The organism is Chitinophaga pollutisoli (assembly GCF_038396755.1).
Lineage (GTDB): Bacteria > Bacteroidota > Bacteroidia > Chitinophagales > Chitinophagaceae > Chitinophaga > Chitinophaga pollutisoli.
Map to the genome: position 1 here is coordinate 1,504,567 of NZ_CP149822.1, position 17,299 is coordinate 1,521,865.

Here is a 17,299-nt window from a genome sequence, read left to right on the forward strand (position 1 = left end):
TGACAAAAATAAGGGAATTTAACCTACCAGCCACTTCCTCAGTTCGTTCATCGCGGCAATGGCGGTCATCTCCGTGTTCCGCGCCCGGTCGTACCGGAAATGATAGCGCATCGTGCGGATGTTCTCCTTCCCTCCCACTGCGATCCAGACAGTGCCCACAGGCTTTTCGTCCGTTCCGCCGTCGGGCCCCATAATCCCCGACACGGCCATTACGCAATCGACGTTAAGAACGGCGAGCGCGCCTTCGGCCATTTCGCGGACAGTTTGTTCGCTTACGGCGCCATGCTGGCGGATGGTTTCGGGGCTTACGCGTAGTACGCTGGTTTTGGTTTCGTTGGCATAACTCACCACGCTGCCTTTGAAATAGCGCGAGCTGCCTGGCACGGTGGTGATCTGGCTGGCGATGCGGCCGCCGGTGCAGCTTTCGGCGGTGCCGGCTGTCAGTCCTTTTTCGAGGAGGATATTGCCGAGGATCACGCCCATGGGGAGGTCCTGTTCTGCCACGAGAATATCGGCCACGAGGGATTTCAGCGCCTGGTGGGCGTCTTTCATTTCGGCGGCGGCGGTGATTTTATCGGGCGCTTCGGTGGTGAGGCGCAGTTTCAGCAGGCCGTAGCTTGGCAGGTAAGCGAGTTTGATATGCGCGGGCATCGCGGCTTCGAAATCGCGGATGCGTTCGGCAACGAAAGATTCGCCCATGCCGGATGTAATAAGGGTTTGATGCAGGAGCGCCGGTGTATGGAAGCGTTCCCGCAGGCGGGGGATCACTTCATTTTCCATGAGGCCTTTCATTTCGAAGGGCACGCCCGGGAGCGAAACGAAGATGACGTCGTTTTTCTCGAACCACATGCCCGGCGCGGTGCCGCGCAGGTTCTGGAGCACAGCGCAGCTGTCGGGCACCATGGCCTGTGCCACGTTGCGTTCGAGCACGGGCAGGCCGCGGCTTTCGAAGAAACCCATCACGCGGGTGTAGGTGGCTTCATCCCGCACCATTTTGCCGCCGAAATATTCGAGCAGCGTGGGTTTGGTGATATCGTCGGCCGTGGGGCCGAGTCCGCCGGTAATGAGCACTACTTTGGATTTGGCGGATTCCTCTTCGAGGGCGGAGAGGATGGCCTGGCGGTCGTCGCCAACGGCCACGCGCCGCTGCACCCAGATGCCGGCGTCGTTGAGGCGGGTGCCCATCCAGGCGGAATTGGTGTCTATTGTTTGCCCGATCAGCAGCTCGTCGCCGATCGTGATGATACTGGCCCGGATGCGGTTCATGGTGCGGTGGCGTTTGAGGGAGTTTCGAAATAAGGCGCGAGCTTTTCGCGGAGGATGTCGGGCATGTTCATGCGCTTTTTGGTTTTGGCGTCGATGAATGCGAGGGTGACGGTTCCCACGTTCAGCAGTTCTCCCTGCTGGTTGTACAGTTCGGAATGGAACTGGATTTTATGAGCGGGCGGGAGTTCTTTCAGTATAGTCTTCACCGTTATCACGTCATCGTAGTAGGCGGGCCGGAGGTATTTGACCTGCAGCTCGGCCACGGGCATGATAACGCCTTGTTCTTCCAGCTCGCGGTAGGTGAAGCCGAGCTGGCGGATGGCGTCGGTACGGCCGACTTCGTAATAGAGGGCGTAATTGCCGTAATAGAGGTACCCCATCTGGTCGGTTTCTCCGTATCTCACGCGAATGTCTATCGTTGTGCTGTACATGTTCCGTTGTTGAAAATGTCTGTAAATGTAGGGGATTTGGCGGGGTAAAAAAAGAGTTCCGTGCGCCGGGGGCGCAGGAACTCTTTCGAAAAAAGCTTTTGCGGGAGCGGGCGGATTATTTTCCGAGCGCGCCGTCGAGCGAATATTTACCGGGCCCGGCGATGAGCAGGGTCACGAAGCCAGTGAGGAACATGATGGCCACTTCCTTGTCGTGCAGCGGATCCTGGGCGTGTATCATGAACACGATTACGAGGAAGCAGATGATCAGGGGGATGGTGGCCACGCGGGTGAGGAGGCCTACGAGCACGAGGGCCCCGCAGAAGAATTCGGCGAAGATGGTGAGCCCGAGCGACGCGGTTTTACCCAGGCCGAAGGGGTCGGCGAATTTTTGCGCGTAGGTCGAGAAGTTGACCAGCTTGGGCCAGCCGTGGGTCATGATAAGGCCGCCGAAAAGAAGACGGAGCAAAAGCAGTGAAAGGCTGATGCCTGCGTTGCTGTACTTGGTGGATAGTAGTTTTGCCATAGTAATTTGGTTTGATTCTTGATAAGAGTACCCCTCGGAAGGAATCTGCTCAAATTTAGATAATCTTAATGTATATAAAGATAAAATTCAAAATTAGCAGACGGATGCATGCCTGCCAACTCGTACCAGGAATAGTTATCCACATCCTTTACTTTATCCACATGCAGTAGATAACCTGCAAGGGGCAAAGCAAGCGCAATCCGCTATATTTGCTTCGTTTGTTTCCCTCATGACGATGCCAACACCTGCCGGCCTCCGGAACCAACGGGATAAAGCTTTTTGCCACTCCTGTAATAATTCCCGGCCGGTGCCGTTTTTTCTAAAAATTGTCGACAATAATATCAAAAGCATGAAGCTATTCACCAGACAAAACTGCGCTTTTCCAGGCCTCCGCGTAATCCTGCTGGCCGCAGGGCTTACCGGCGCCATCCGGGCCGAAGCGCAGCAAACCCGCATTCATACGGAGCCAGACAAAGTTTTCCGGGAAGCGCAACAACTCTACCGAGAAGGAAAATTCGCCCTTTCCCAGCAATTGTTCCGGCAAACCATCGACGGGATCGGTTATTTCGCCGAAACCAACCGCTCCCTGGTGAATTCGGACGCACATTTCTATTTCGCCATGTGCGCCCTGAAACTGCAGAACGAAGACGCGGAAAAGAAAGCCATCGAATTCATCGACCGCTTCAACAACAGCCCCCGCGAACAAATGATCAGCTTCCAGCTCGCCCGGTATTACTTCCACCGCAACAAGCTCCAGGAAGCCATCCCCTATTACGAAAAAGCCTCCATCGATAACCTCTCCAACGAGGACATCGCCGACGCCAAATTCGAACTGGCCTACTGCTACTTCAACCTGAAAGATTTCGCGAAAGCCCAGCCGCTCTTCGCTTCGATCAAGGAAATCCAGAACAAGTACTACATCCCGGCCAATTACTACCACGGCTTCATTTCCTACTACAACAAAAAATACGCGGAAGCCCTCACCAGCTTCCAGCGCGTGCAGCAAGACCCGAAGTATGCCGCCGTTGTACCCTACTACATCGCCGAAATCTACTACTTCCAGGGCAAACGCGACCAGCTCATCCAATACGCCGAACCGCTCATCCGAAAAGGCAACCTCTATTACGACGCCGAACTGAAACAACTCGTGGGTCAGGCCTATTTCGAACGGAAAGATTACGCCAAAGCCCTTCCCTATCTCGAAGAATTTAACGAGAACGCGGAAGAAGTAAGGAAAGAAGATGTGTACCAACTCTCCTACGCCTACTATCAAACCGCCAACCTCGATAAAGCCATCACCGGGTTCAAACAGCTCAGCTCCTCGAAAGACTCGCTGGGCCAGAACTCCATGTACCTCCTGGGCGACTGCTACCTCCGCACCGGCCAGAAAGCCAACGCCCGCAACGCTTTCGCTTTCAGCGCCCGCAACAGCTCCAACCCGAAGCAGCAGGAAATCTCCCGCTTCAACTACGGCAAATTGTCGTACGAACTGGGTTACCAGGACGCCGCCATCACCGAGCTCACCGGCTACATCAACAACTATCCCAACGGCGAATACACCCGCGAATCCCGCGAGATCCTCGTGCAGCTCTTCGCCAATACCAATAACTACAAGGATGCCATCTCCCTGCTGGATGCATTGCCGGAGAAAAGTCCCGCCGTGCTGAAAGCCTACCAGAAAGTATCCTACGGCCGCGCCACGCAGCTGGTGAATGACGGCCAGCTGGCCGAAGCCGACCGCCTCCTGGGCATTTCCCTTTCCCACAACTACGATCCGCAGATAACGCGGCTTGCGCAGTTCTGGAAAGCGGAAATCGCACTGCGCCAGGGGCAGACCGACAAAGCCATCCCCGCCCTCCAGGCATATCTCGGCAACAGCGGCGCTCCGGTTTCCGGGGAAGCCAACGTGCAAACCGCCAGCTACAACATGGGCTACAGCCTGCTGAAGAAAGAGCAATACGCCAACGCGCTGCCCTACTTCGAAGCCGCCCAGCGCGCCAGCGGCCCCAACGCCGGGCGCATCAACAACGACGCGCTGCTCCGCGCCGCCGATTGCCACTACATGCTGCGCGACTTCCCGAAAGCCACCGCGCTGTACGACCAGGTGATCAGCGAAAACCAGCCCGCCGCCGATTATGCTACCTATCAGAAAAGCATCATCCTCGGCATCCAGGGCAAACACGCCGACAAACTGAACGCCCTCAAACAGCTCGCCGTGAAATATCCCGGCTCCACCTTTAATAACGACGCGGAAATGGAAATCGCGGATACCTACCTCAGCGACGAACGATTCAGCGACGCCATCCCCTATCTCAAAAATATCCTCCAGAAGCAGCCCGACGGCGCCAATGCGCCGAAAGCCCTGCTGAAACTGGGGCTCGCATATTTCAACACCGACCAGGAAAGCACCGCGCTGCAATATTTCAGGCAGGTGGTGGAGAAGTTCCCCGCTTCCGCGGAAGCCAACTCCGCACTCGTCAATATCCGGACCATCTACGTGAGCCAGGGCAAAACGGACGATTACCTCGCGCTGCTGAAATCCACCGGCAGGTCCGTGAGCGCATCCGCTGAAGATTCCCTGAGCTACGCTGCCGCCGAAACCCGCTTCAGCAGCGGCGATTACACCGGCGCGGTAGCATCCTTCAATAACTACCTGCAAAAATTCCCGAACGGACAATTCGCCCTCCAGGCCAACTTCTACAAAGCGGAATGCCTTTACAACAGCAAAGACTACACAAACGCCCTCCCTGCCTACGAATTCGTACTGGCCCGCGGGAACAGCCCCTTTGCCGAACGCTCCGCCCTGCAGGCCGCTTACCTGAATTACTACCAGGTGAAGGATTACGGGAAAGCCAAGCAATATTACCAGCAGCTCAAGAGCTTGTCTACCACCAAAGACAATACCCTCGCCGCCGCGCGCGGCCTGCTGCGCAGCAGCTACCAGCTGAATGCATGGGATGAAGTGGCGCCCCTGGCCGAAGAGCTGCTCTCCGCCCGCGACATTTCTACCGACGACCAGATCATCGGCCACTTCTACCTCGGCAAGTCGCTGCAGCAGCGCGGCCAGTTCGACGAGGCCATCAGCGAATACAAAATCGTAACCGGCCTCACCAAATCGGAAGTAGGCGCCGAAGCGCGGTACAACATCGCCAAATGCCTGTTCGAGAAAAACGACCTCGCAGCAGCCGAGAAAGCCGGTTTCGATGTGATCAAAAACACTTCCAGCTATGAAGTATGGGTAGCCAAATCATACATCCTCCTTGGCGACGTGTACTTCCGCCAGAAGGATTACTTCAACGCCAAAGCTACTTTCCAGAGCATTGCCGAAAACTGTCCCATTGCGGAGCTGAAAGCCGAAGCGAAGGAAAAACTGGCAAAAACGGAAGCGGAAGAAAAAGCTGGTTCTAAAATTAAATGAGGAAAAACATGAAGCGCATATATATAGCATTCGCACTCGCTTTCCCACTCAGCGCCCTCGCGCAGCAGAAGGACTCGCTGAAGCAGGAAACGATCGACATCATCTCCAAATACCAGCCCAAGCTGCCCAACGCGGCCAAGCTGAACCTGACGGCATCCCTGCCCACGGTAGACACGAGCCGCCCGCGCCTGGGTTACCAGGTACCGGCGCTCAACCTGAATTTCATGTACCAGCCCGTACAGATCCGTCCGCTTGCGCTGGGGAAAGACACCACGTCCCTCCAGCTGCAGAACAATTACGTGAAGCTCGGGTACGGCAACTACAACACACCGCTCATCCAGGCGGGTTTTGGCAGCGGCCGGCAGGATAAATACAATTTCGGGGTGTTCTTCAATTACACATCCTCGAAAGGCGATATCCAGTACCAGGACGTGTCGCAGATGAATATCCTCGGTTCGGGCACTTACTTCACGCCATTGTTTGAAGTGAACGCCAGCCTGGGCTACAACCGCAACCTGGTACATTATTACGGTTACGACCACGCCGCGCACGATTATTCGAAAGATGATGTGAAGCAGGCATTCAACGAAGTAGTGGCGAAAGTGGGGTTGAAGAACAGACCGCAGAATGACTGGGGCTTCCAGTTCCAGCCGCAGGCCGAATTCACCATTTTTGGGGATAAGTATAAGCGGATGGAAAACACCTTTGTGCTGAAGGCGCCTATCCGCAAGCAGATCTTCGAAGATATCTGGCTGAAGGCGGAAGGCCTGGTAGATCTGAGCGTATTCAAAGAAGACAACAACGATCAGATCAATAATAACATCGCCGCCATCCACCCTGCCGTGGAAATCACCAAACCCGGATTCGTGCTGCATGCCGGCGCCAACCCCACTTGGACCAACGGCAAGTTCCACCTCCTGCCCGACATCGTGAACGAATCGCACCTGATCCGTGAAAAGCTTATCCTGAGCTCCGGCTGGATCTCGTATTTCCAGAAGAACAACTTCCGGAACCTCGCCACGGAAAATCCCTGGTTCAATTCCTACGGGCCGGATATGCTTAATACCCGTATCGAAGAGAAGTACACCGGTATCAAAGGCACGCTGGGCAACCACTTCAACTATAACACCAAGTTCGGCGCCATTACCTGGCATAACCGCGCGCTGTTCGTGAACGACAGCATTAACGGTATGAAGAGCTTCCAGACCCGCAACGAGGAAGAGCTGCGCGCCTTCCAGCTGCATGCGGAAGTGGGATATATCCAGGAAGAAAAGTTTCAGGCGCGGGTGAGTGTGGACTGGTATGATTTCAACAAACAGAAAACCGAGCTGAAGCCCTGGCACGTGCAGCCCTTCAAGGCTACATTGTTCGCCCAGTATACGTTCGGGAAGAAATTCCACCTGAACGCCAACCTGTACACCCTCAGCGGCACTTATTACGTGCTGCGCAGCGAAGGGCTGGACAATATGGGTAAAACCAAGGCGGTACAGGACCTGAACGCCGGAGCGGAGTACAATGTGACGAAGAACTTCAACCTCTGGGTGAACGTGAATAACCTCTTCAGTTCCAAGTACGAACGCTGGCATGGGTACCCCTCTTACGGGCTGAACGTGCTCGGCGGGGTTACCGTTAAGTTTTAATTGCGTAAACTTGCACTCAAAAGTTACCGGCCGCAAATGCTACAGCAATATATCACGGAAGTCCTTTTCAGGCAGCAAACCTGCATCGTACCGCAGGTAGGCACCTTTACAATCCAGCACATTCCCGCGCAGTTCAGCGTGGTGGACCAGTCGCTGACGCCTCCCCGGCAGCAGGTGCAATTCGATACCCGCTGGGAAGACGATGGCTCGCTGCTCCGTTGGATTTCGCGCAAGGAGAACCTGCTGGAGCCGGTGGCGGCGCTGAAACTGGACAAATACCTCCAGCAATTCCGCGAGGCTTTGTCGGCCGGCGAGCCGCTCGACCTGCCGGGTATCGGCAGCCTGCGGATCGATCCGCTGGGGCAGCTGCGCTTCACGCCGCAGGAGCTTCCGGACGCCTGGCAGCCCATCGGGCTGGAGCAGGTGATCCGTTCGGAATCCGCGCCACGCGTGCTGCAAGGCACTACAGAAGTCGAAAATAACCAGGTGGTGGAACATACCAGCGCCGTGTACGAAGAACCCGAAAGCCAGGGGCGCTTCCGCTGGTGGTGGGTGGTGCTGCCGCTCGTATTGATCGGTGGTGGTGTGGCCGCATGGATGTTCAAAGACCAGATCCTGCCCGCCGCCCCGAAGCCCGAAGCCCCGCAGCCCGTTGTGGCAACGCCTCCCGTGGAAGACAGCGTGGTAACCGCCCCCGTGGAGCCCGTCGCTCCGGTTAGCGACAGCATTTCGTATTACGTGGTGATCGCCACTTTCAAATCCCGCGAATCCGCCGAGCGCAATCACGCCAAGCGGCTGGCCTGGGGTTATAAGGAAGTCGTGCTCTTCGCCTCGAAAGACTCTACGGAATTCAACCTGGCCGTGCCCTACACTACGATGCCGGCAGACACGACCGCCGCGAAAGACTCTGTGGCGCTGAAGTTCCAGGCGCCGGTGAGAATCGTTTACTAGAAGATCAATTGTAAGAAATAACAAATCGCCTCCAAACGGGGGCGATTTTTTTTGCCGAAAATTTTTCCGTTTCGTTTTTCTTTTATATTGACGCATTGTTTGTAACGAATTCGTTAACCCAATCCATATCTTATGTCAATTGCCAAAAGAAAGGCGAAATGCCTGTTTGTTGCCCTGATATGCGCCACCAGCGCGTTTTCGCAGGATCTTCCAACCCTGGCGCCACCGTTGAAAGTGCCGCCCACGCCGGAAGCCGCAGCCCTTTTCCGTGTGCAGGATGTGCCGGTATCGCTATGCAACGGCTTGCCGGAAATCAGCGTTCCGTTGGGGGAGTTTGCATTGAAAAATTTCACGCATGCCATAGCGTTGCGGTACCAGTCAGGAGGGATACGGGTAGATGAAGTGCCTTCCTGCGTGGGCAGCGGCTGGTCGTTGCAGGCGGGCGGCGTGCTGGGCGTCACCGTCCACGGGAAGCCCGATTTGCATAATGGCGGGCCCGGGCCGGAAGGCGACATACCGCGGTCAATCGTCCAGGACCCTCACTGGGCGCCACCGGTGTGGGGGCCTGACAGGCATGAGGATACCCGGTATGCATGGTTCAAGGAAATGGCCGACAGAAGAACGGATCTTGAGCCGGACCTTTTCAGTTTTACGGCAGGAAATTTCTCGGGAAAGTTCTATACCGACTTCCGCGGGTACACGCATCCCATCCCATTGCGGAAAATACAGGTGAGCGGCCTGTTCCGTATCCGCGACGAAGATGGCAATACCTTTTATTTCGACCTGCGCGAGACCGCTGAATCCGATAACGGCCAGGCAAGTACGCAGTTTTATTTAACGAAGATCGTGACCCCGTTGCGCGACTCTATCGTGTTTCAATACGAGCCGCTGCATTTCGCGTACCGCGTTTACCTGGGTGAAACCCGGTACACCTGGATTTCAGGCGTCAGGCACCCGGACCTTGCCGCCGCGGCAGATTTGTACCCCACGCGAGTTACTACAGCCGCATGCCGTGTAAAAGGCTGGCGGCTGAAGGAAATTTCGGCCAGCACCGGCGCCCGCATGCGGATGATTTATAACACCAGGGAAAGGACCGATCTTCCCGGTACGCATGCACTCGCGGCGGTGGAATGGCTGTATCAAAACGACCTGCGCAAACGGTTCCGGTTTGTATACGGATATTATGGCGACACCCGTACCCCGGAAAGCCACCGGCTCTGGCTGAAAGAAATGTATGAAGAAGCCCCCGACGGAAAGCGGCTGCCCTCCTGGGTTTTCGGTTACAACGACGTCAGCGTGTTACCTCCGCGGCTATCGTCGCGGCAGGATCACTGGGGATACGCCAACGGGACCGGGATCGGCAATGCCTCCCGCCTGCCGCAACACCCCGCGTTTACCGGCGGCGCAATCCGCGAGCCCGACACGTTATATTCCCGCGCCGGTATGCTGACAAGCATACGATACCCTACCGGCGGGAGCACGCTATTTACATTCGAGCCCAATACCATATGGGTTTACAACGAAGCTAAGGAACAGACGGTGCAGGGCGGTTTCCGATGCAACGGGGAGCCCCGTGCCACGACCCAACGCACGTTTATCTTGCCGCAGGGAGCGTATGATGTGCGGATACGCTATAACACGCTTCCGTCGCTTCATACAAAGTCCCGTTACATTGAAGAACTTGAATTTTCAGAAACACATACCTGCGAGATCAGCCTGAAAAAGCCAGGCGGACAGATGATGTTTTTCACCGGCAGGAATGCCCATCCGGAAGGCGACCCGGAGAATTTGCCGCCCGGTACATATAGCGTCGTCGTCCGGACGGATGGAGAAGGCGCCTGGGGCTTCTGGGAATTGTCGTATAAGAAAGATTCGATAACAAAATACTCCGGGCCAAAACTGGTTGGCGGATGGCGAATCCGGACCATTGAAAATACAGATCCCCTACATCCGCATCTCCGCGATACCAGGACGTTTCACTATGGACAGTCGGATGTATACCCGGAAAGATCTTCGGGGATTTGTCCGGCCCGGCCGCAATACGAGTACCAGCGGAATACCTGTCATTATAAAAAGGTTGAGCAACCTCACAGGCCGGGCTTCACCGCCATCAAATATGTCTTGCAATGCGGGATGCTGATGGTACAGCATGCAGGCAGCGTCACGCCGTTATCCGGCGATCATGGTCCGGTGATATATCAGCGGGTGGAGGTCCGCGAGGGGGTAAACGGCGCTTCCGGGAGAACGGTCAACACGTATTCCTATAAACCCAAAGCCGCCGGGCCCGGCGGCTTCCCTTTCGTGCCGGAAACCAATTACAACGGGTATAACGGGCAGCTCCTGAAAACCGAAAAATTCCGCAAAACGACGGCCGGTGGTTATCAACCCACCGAAACAACGGATTATGCCTGGTCATTCGTCCCCGCTGAAACATACTGGCGGCAATGGTTCCATGAGAACCCGCCGCCGGAAGCCTTTCGCGGCCTGGGCATGCACGTTTCCTACCTGGTCCGCGAACGGCAGGACGTGTTCCGGAAATATACCGCGCACTTTAATACCGGCTCCTTCCGGCACCTGTCGGAATGGTACCGGTGCGACAGTATCGTCCGTTTCGTATACCCGGACAACGGCCCGCCCCTTCGGTCCGCCACGCATTTGCGGTACGACAACCCCGTTCATCTCCAACCTACGCAGTTGATTACGATGGGCAGCAACGGAGAGCGGATCGTCCAGGTGACGAAATACCCGGGCGATTATACCCGCGATGCCGTGTTGGCGGCCCTGGTGCAGGGGAACCAGGTGAGAAAGCCGGTTGAGCGGTGGACTTACCGCGATAACCTGGTGGCGGAGCACATCCGGATCGGTTATAGATCCTGGCATGGAGGGGCATTCATCATGCCGGATACAATTTTCACGGCTGCTCACGGCCGGAGCCTTCAGCCGGAAAGACATTTTTTGTACGACAAGTCCGGTAACCTGGTGCAAACCACTTCGCGTGACGGGCTCATCCGCTCGTTGCTTTGGGGATATGGTAATCAGTTTCCCGTCGCTGAGTTAGCGGGAATTCCCTATTCCGTGGTTGCGGGATGGGTGGATCACAATGTGCTCCGGCATCCCGCCGGCGACTTGCGGCTGCGGACAGAATTGCAGAAAATACGCACGCGCGCCGGGCTGTTACCCGCGGTGATCAGGACGTTCACGCATGCACCGCTGAAGGGCGTCACCAGCATTACGGGCGCCGACGGAAAGACTGTTTATTATGAGTATGACGGATTTGGGCGATTAAGCGTGGTGCGGGATCATGACGGGAATATCCTCAAGATGCACAAATATGCCTACCAGGCGCCGCAGCAGGAATGATTTGTGGACGGGCGGCGCTCGGTCCCGGCAGAGAACCAAAATAAGTGGCTGCCGGAGCCGATCACCCGCATGCGCAGCCGCATAAAAGGCGGCTGGCAGTATTTGCCATACTCTGATCGTAGTTAGCGCCTCCTTGACTACACCCCGGAAAATATATGCGCAGCCGAATAAATGCCGGCTGGCAGTTTTTGCTAAGTTCCTGATCGTAGTTAGCACATTACTCGAACAACTGCATTGCGTGAAATTTATGCACCGCCGCATAATGCCGGCTGGCAGTTTTTGCTATGTTCCTGATCGTAGTTAGCACATTACTCGAGCGATTGCATTGCGTGAAATTTATGCACCGCCGCATAATGCCGGCTGGCAGTAATTGCGATCCTCCTGATCGTAGTTAGCGTTTCGAAAATATTTCCGTGATCAGCGCTAATCCGCAGTGATTCGTACGCATCCCACCGCCAGAATCCAACATTTCAGGCAAACTAAATCGCATTACGCGCCTTCGCATGACGGCGCAAATAGGCGGGTGCATACTTTTGCAAAAAACGTAAGCAAAAACGTAATCGATTACAATATAATATTGAAGCATAAACCAATACCCCTCATTATGAAAAGATTACCGCCGATTTTAATCAGCTGCTTCCTGCTGATCGCCGCCTGTTCAAAAAACAGCGGCCAACAGGATGAACCGAAAAACACTGAACCTCCTGTCGTTCGCCCCCACGGAGCACCCACCGGAGAAATCGTAAAAAAATCCATCGGCCCCGCCGGCGGCAGCCTCTCGTCCAAAGACAATACCCTCCAGATAGAGGTTCCCGCGGGCGCATTAACTACCAATACGGAAATCAGCGTGCAAGCGGTTTCCAACACACTGCCCGGAAGCCCCGGTCCCGCATACCGCCTCCTTCCGGAGGGTACGCGCTTCGCCAAACCCGTTAAGCTCACCTTCAAATACACCAACCAACACCTCGACAGTACCAGCGAAGACGCGCTCTTCATGGCTTACCAGGCGCAGGACGGCGTCTGGCGCTTCATTCCCAAAACCACACTCAACAAAACCGCCCGCACCCTCACCGTCGAAACCACCCACTTTTCCGATTGGGCACCTTATGCGATGTTCTGGCTGCGCGCCGATCCCAACAGCGTGCTGGTGAAAAAAGCTTCCATGCTCGTCATTTATTCCTCCAACGAAGAAGTGACATCCGAAGAGCTAGACGACCCGGAAGTCGCTATTTTCCGGGAACGCGTGCTCCGGAAACCCGGGAATATAAAAAACTGGAAATTGGAAGGCGCCGGAAGGTTGCAAGGGAGCGATTTTGAGTTCGCCAGGTACGATGCTCCGGCCAAAGTGCCTGCAGTCAACCCCGTCACCGTTTCCGTGGAAGTGCACAATTTCCTGCCCGGCGGCGCCATTCCCGGCCGCGGCAACGTAGGCATCGTGACCCTGCTCGCGAAAATCAAGATCGAAGATGAAACGTATCTTTCCGGGACTGTTAATGGCGTAGAAGTATTCTGCACCAACGTCCACCACAAATACATCCCTGGCGGATGGCTCAACTTCTCCGGCGAGTACGCCCCGCTGGAAGGCTTCTCCTGCCAGATCGAAGGCGTCAGCAACCCAGTGCGCCCTGGCAGGCACTCCTGGCACTCACCCGATTACGGCGGTACGGCGTACCTCGAAAAAGGAACGTTTACCAACCCGGTCAACGTGTATGGCAGAACGTTTTACTCATATTGCGAAGACGATGAGCTCATCGATTACCGCGCATCAGGCGGCGAATTGGTGATTACGAACGTTGAACAGATCGAAAACAAGGAATACATCACCGGGTATATGACGGGGACATTTTATAAATTGATCCGATGCGGAACCGGGACCGTTGAAAATTTCAACCTGCAATTCAGGACCATCCGAAACAACTGATTCTCCTGCATATCCCGACAAACCCCTCTTTATGACAACGCAATGCAAGGCATTCAAAGCAGGAAAAACATTTCAAAAACGCTGAATGATGGGGTATAACGCGGTGGCGGAGGATTTTGCCGTTACCGCAACTTACAGCACCTAATCGTACTAACACATCGATTAGATTAAAGTATCGCCGGGCGATATCTATCATCCGGAACTTATATAGTGCGCACCACTTTCATCCGGAAAAACGGCCGCTTTGCCCTTTCCATCCTACCACCCGCCGGCGAATGTTTCGGTGTAACCGGACTGGGTGTTATCTTCCGGTCCCATTTCCCTTGTATACATCATTACTACTAAAAAAGGGATGGCATGCTGCCATCCCTTAACCTATATGCGGAGTGTTTTACTTCGGCCGGATCTGATCCACCACGATCTTCAAACCTTCTTCGAAACTATGGGGCGCGTAGCCCAGTTCCTGCACCGCCTTGTCGATCACAAAACCGGTTTTTGCTGGCCGCGGAGCAGGCTGTTTGAAGGTAGATGCATCTACTTTTTCCAGGAGCTTTGTATCCAGTTCGAGGTACCCCGCTACCTGGTATGCCATTTCAAAGGGCGTGAGCATGTCTTTCCCGGATAGATGGAAGATGCCTTCCGCTTTTTTATCGAGCATGAGTTTCACGCCTTCGGCCAGGTCCTGCACGAGGGTGGGCGTCCGCCACTGGTCGTTCACCACTTTGAGCTTCTTTTTTTGTTCCAGGTTGGACTTCACCCAGGTGATGATATTGCTGCGCCGGGGATCATCGGCCAGGCCGTACACCAGCACGGTCCGCGCGATGCCCCATTGGGCTTTGGATTGCTTTACGATTCTTTCCGCCGCCACTTTGCTGGCGCCGTAATAGTTGACGGGATTGACGGGATCCTCCTCACTGTATGGCCCTGCCAGCCCGTCGAATACGAAATCGGTGGATATGAACAGGAAGTACGCCCCCACTTTCTCCGCGCCCTGCAACAGGTAACGCGTCGCGGTAACGTTCACCATCCAGCAGGCGTCCTTGTTGCGCTCACAATCGTCGGCCTGCGTCATGGCGCCGGCGTGTACGATTACATCGGGCTTGTGGCGGTCCACCAGCCCCTTTACCGCGGCCTCGTCTGCCAGGTTCACCGATTCGTACGCGTATCCGGATCGCATGCGGAGACGGTTGGGACCGCGGCCGGTAGCGATCACTTCGTAATCGGGATTGCCTGCCAGCCGTTGCACCAGGTATTGTCCGAGGAGCCCGTTGCTCCCTGTAATGAGCACTTTCATAATTCCAATATACAAAAACGCCGCGTAATGGAGTGTTACGCGGCGTTTATTGATGATAGTGAATCTATTACATTTTCTTCCCGGTGGTTACCGTAGAAAAATTCATGCCCAGGTTAAACATCGTGAAGGACCAGATGTCGGTGGCTTCGTCGATGAGTTTGGACGTGGGTTTGCCTGCGCCGTGGCCCGCCTGCTTCTCCACGCGGATCAGCACGGGGTTGGGACCGCTGTGGGCCGCCTGCAGTGCCGCCGCATATTTGAAGGAGTGCGCCGGTACCACGCGGTCGTCGTGATCCGCCGTGGTGACCATGGTGGCGGGGTAAGAAGTCCCTTCCTTCAGGTTGTGGAGGGGGGAATATTTCAGCAGGTAGGGGAACTGGTCCGCCTTTTCGCTGGTGCCGTACTCGGTTACCCATGCCCAACCGATGGTGAATTTCTGGAAACGGAGCATGTCCATCACGCCCACGGCCGGAAGCGCCACCTTAAACAGGTCGGGGCGCTGCGTCATGGCCGCGCCTACAAGCAGCCCGCCGTTGGAACCGCCACGGATGGCGATCTTCGCAGGATTGGTGTATTTCTCTTTTACGAGATATTCCGCCGCGCCGATGAAATCATCGAACACGTTCTGTTTCTTTTCCATCATACCGGCTTTATGCCAAGCCTCGCCGTATTCGCTGCCGCCGCGGAGGTTGACCACTGCGTAAATACCGCCCTGTTCCATGAAAAACAGGTTGCTCACGGAGAAAGAAGGCGTCATCGGTATGTTGAACCCGCCGTAACCGTACAGCAAAACGGGATTTTGTCCGTTCATTTTCAGTCCTTTGCGGTACGAGAGGAATACGGGCACTTTGGTGCCGTCTTTACTGGTGAAAAACACCTGTTTGGTCTCGTAATCGTCCTGATTGAACTTCACTTCCGACTTGCGGAACAGCTCCGATTTACCGGATTTAATGTCGTATTTGTAGATAGTAGGAGGCGCCACGAAAGAAGAGAAGGTGTAGAAGAACTGCCCGTCTTCCTTCTTGCCACCGAAGCCGCCCGCGGCGCCGATGCCCGGCAGGTGGATGTCGCGGTCTTTCTTACCGGTAACATCGTATTGCACGATGCGGGTCGATGCGTCTTTCAGGTAGCTGGCGAACAGTTTGCCGCCTGCGGTCCCTACGCCCTGGAGTACTTCCGGCTGTTCGGGGATGATCAGCTTCCAGTTTTCCTTCGCGGGTTTTTTCGGATCCACGAGTACCAATTTGTAGTTGGGCGCGTCGTGGTTGGTGAGCAACAACAGCTTGTCGCCTACGTTTTCCACTACGCTGGGCTCATATTCGAACCCTTTTACCAGGAGCTTGAACTCGGTCTGCGAAGCGTCTTGCAGGTCGCGGTACCAAACTTCGTTGCCGCTGGTGCCTTCGGAGGTGCTGAGGATGAGGAAGCGCTCGTCTTCGGTGAGGCCCACGCCGGCATTGCGGAGCGGGTGCTCTTTATCAACGTAGATCAGCGGGTCCTGGTCCTGGGAAGTGCCTACCTTATGGAAGTATACTTTATGGAATTCGTTCTTTTTGGAGAGCTTGCTCTGCTCGTCGGGGGCGTCGTAGCGGCTGTAATAGAATCCGTCGCCTTTCCAGGACAGGCCGGAGAATTTGATCCAGTCGATCTTGTCCTGCAGCAGTTTTTTGGATTCCACGTCCATCACGAATGCTTCCTGCCAGTCGGAACCGGCTTTGGCGATGAGGTAGGCGCAATAGCGGCCGTCTTTCGAGAAAGAGAGGTTGCCGAGGGCGGCGGTGCCTTTATCGGAGAGTTTGTTGGGATCGATGAACACTTCGGGGGCGCCGTTCAGGCCTTCCTGGCGATAGAGCACGGCCTGGTTCTGGAGCCCGTCATTTTTATAAAAATAGTAATATTTGCCTTCGCGGAAGGGCGCGCCGTATCGGGGGTAGTTCCAGAGGGCTTCCAGGCGCTGTTTGATCTGGCCGCGGAAGGGGATGGAGGCCAGGTAATCCTGGGTAACGGTGTTTTGCGCGTCTACCCATGCCTTTGTATCGTCGGCATGGTCATCTTCCAGCCACCGGTAGGGATCGGCGATCTGGGTGCCGTGATAATTGTCTACGGTGTCTACTTTTTTCGTCTCGGGGTATTTGAGTGGTTGGTTCTGTGCAAGCGCGGTGCCTGCTCCCATCAACATCATCATACTCATGGCAACATGCTTATGGTTTAAATTTGTCATACGTATATTTTTATAAAATTCTAAGCTGTTTGTTTGATGGAAATTAAAAATTTAGTTATTTCATCGAATATCTGATAGGAAACTATTAAAAAATGTTAATTTCGTGCGCCCTTTATCCGGATGCAAGTCTGGCAAAATACTATGAAATAACCATTGCGCATGCGCCATCGCATAATTTTTTGGATGGGCGGTTGGAAAAACGATTTAGTAGGAGGGCGCAAAAATGATTTATCAGGCGGCACAAGAAGCAATTCGGGTGGCCATGACAATATAG

10 protein-coding genes are annotated in these 17,299 nt (G+C 55.1%); 5 read left to right on the forward strand and 5 right to left on the reverse strand.

What is annotated here, in order from left to right; translation table 11 throughout:
- Positions 1-18 precede the first annotated feature (18 nt).
- The 3 genes from WJU16_RS06175 to WJU16_RS06185 form a co-directional block, all read right to left on the reverse strand.
- A complete protein-coding gene (locus WJU16_RS06175; RefSeq protein WP_341837453.1) occupies positions 19-1,266 on the reverse strand; it encodes a CinA family nicotinamide mononucleotide deamidase-related protein in 1,248 nt (415 codons plus the stop codon).
- The gene (locus WJU16_RS06180; protein ID WP_341837454.1) at positions 1,263-1,697 is read right to left on the reverse strand and encodes a thioesterase family protein; all 435 of its coding nucleotides are present in this window, start codon (positions 1,695-1,697) and stop codon (positions 1,263-1,265) included. Before WJU16_RS06180 ends, WJU16_RS06175 begins: the two co-directional genes overlap by 4 nt.
- A 115-nt stretch (positions 1,698-1,812) precedes the next feature.
- Positions 1,813-2,220 (reverse strand): DoxX family protein, encoded by a 408-nt coding sequence (locus WJU16_RS06185; RefSeq protein ID WP_341837455.1) that lies wholly within the window; start codon positions 2,218-2,220, stop codon positions 1,813-1,815.
- A 349-nt stretch (positions 2,221-2,569) separates the two neighbouring features.
- On the opposite strand from WJU16_RS06185, the gene WJU16_RS06190 reads away from it, so the two are divergent.
- The 5 genes from WJU16_RS06190 (at position 2,570) to WJU16_RS06210 (ending at position 13,510) form a co-directional block, all read left to right on the forward strand.
- Positions 2,570-5,638, forward strand: a complete 3,069-nt coding sequence (locus WJU16_RS06190) for a tetratricopeptide repeat protein (RefSeq protein WP_341837456.1) — start codon at positions 2,570-2,572, stop codon at positions 5,636-5,638.
- An 8-nt stretch (positions 5,639-5,646) separates the two neighbouring features.
- A complete protein-coding gene (locus WJU16_RS06195) occupies positions 5,647-7,278 on the forward strand; it encodes a hypothetical protein (protein ID WP_341837457.1) in 1,632 nt (543 codons plus the stop codon).
- 36 nt (positions 7,279-7,314) lie between these two features.
- Complete coding sequence (locus WJU16_RS06200) at positions 7,315-8,229, forward strand: hypothetical protein (protein WP_341837458.1); 915 nt, start codon at positions 7,315-7,317, stop codon at positions 8,227-8,229.
- 132 nt (positions 8,230-8,361) lie between these two features.
- Positions 8,362-11,589, forward strand: a complete 3,228-nt coding sequence (locus tag WJU16_RS06205; protein WP_341837459.1) for an RHS repeat domain-containing protein — start codon at positions 8,362-8,364, stop codon at positions 11,587-11,589.
- A gap of 604 nt (positions 11,590-12,193) precedes the next feature.
- Positions 12,194-13,510: a hypothetical protein gene (locus tag WJU16_RS06210; RefSeq protein WP_341837460.1), complete on the forward strand. Its 1,317-nt coding sequence runs from the start codon at positions 12,194-12,196 to the stop codon at positions 13,508-13,510.
- Between the two features lie 391 nt (positions 13,511-13,901).
- Here WJU16_RS06210 and WJU16_RS06215 read toward each other — a convergent pair whose 3' ends face one another.
- Together WJU16_RS06215 and WJU16_RS06220 are read right to left on the reverse strand one after the other, a co-directional pair.
- Complete coding sequence (locus WJU16_RS06215) at positions 13,902-14,804, reverse strand: NAD(P)-dependent oxidoreductase (protein WP_341837461.1); 903 nt, start codon at positions 14,802-14,804, stop codon at positions 13,902-13,904.
- Positions 14,805-14,871: 67 nt separating this feature from the next.
- Positions 14,872-17,025 (reverse strand): prolyl oligopeptidase family serine peptidase, encoded by a 2,154-nt coding sequence (locus tag WJU16_RS06220; RefSeq protein WP_341837462.1) that lies wholly within the window; start codon positions 17,023-17,025, stop codon positions 14,872-14,874.
- Between the last annotated feature and the right edge of the window lie 274 nt (positions 17,026-17,299).

Coding starts and splice junctions, on each gene's coding strand:
- WJU16_RS06175 (WP_341837453.1), bottom strand. CDS start 1,266: ATGAACCGCATCCGGGCCAGTATCATCACGATCGGCGACGAGCTGCTG.
- WJU16_RS06180 (WP_341837454.1), bottom strand. CDS start 1,697: ATGTACAGCACAACGATAGACATTCGCGTGAGATACGGAGAAACCGAC.
- WJU16_RS06185 (WP_341837455.1), bottom strand. CDS start 2,220: ATGGCAAAACTACTATCCACCAAGTACAGCAACGCAGGCATCAGCCTT.
- WJU16_RS06190 (WP_341837456.1), top strand. CDS start 2,570: ATGAAGCTATTCACCAGACAAAACTGCGCTTTTCCAGGCCTCCGCGTA.
- WJU16_RS06195 (WP_341837457.1), top strand. CDS start 5,647: ATGAAGCGCATATATATAGCATTCGCACTCGCTTTCCCACTCAGCGCC.
- WJU16_RS06200 (WP_341837458.1), top strand. CDS start 7,315: ATGCTACAGCAATATATCACGGAAGTCCTTTTCAGGCAGCAAACCTGC.
- WJU16_RS06205 (WP_341837459.1), top strand. CDS start 8,362: ATGTCAATTGCCAAAAGAAAGGCGAAATGCCTGTTTGTTGCCCTGATA.
- WJU16_RS06210 (WP_341837460.1), top strand. CDS start 12,194: ATGAAAAGATTACCGCCGATTTTAATCAGCTGCTTCCTGCTGATCGCC.
- WJU16_RS06215 (WP_341837461.1), bottom strand. CDS start 14,804: ATGAAAGTGCTCATTACAGGGAGCAACGGGCTCCTCGGACAATACCTG.
- WJU16_RS06220 (WP_341837462.1), bottom strand. CDS start 17,025: ATGACAAATTTAAACCATAAGCATGTTGCCATGAGTATGATGATGTTG.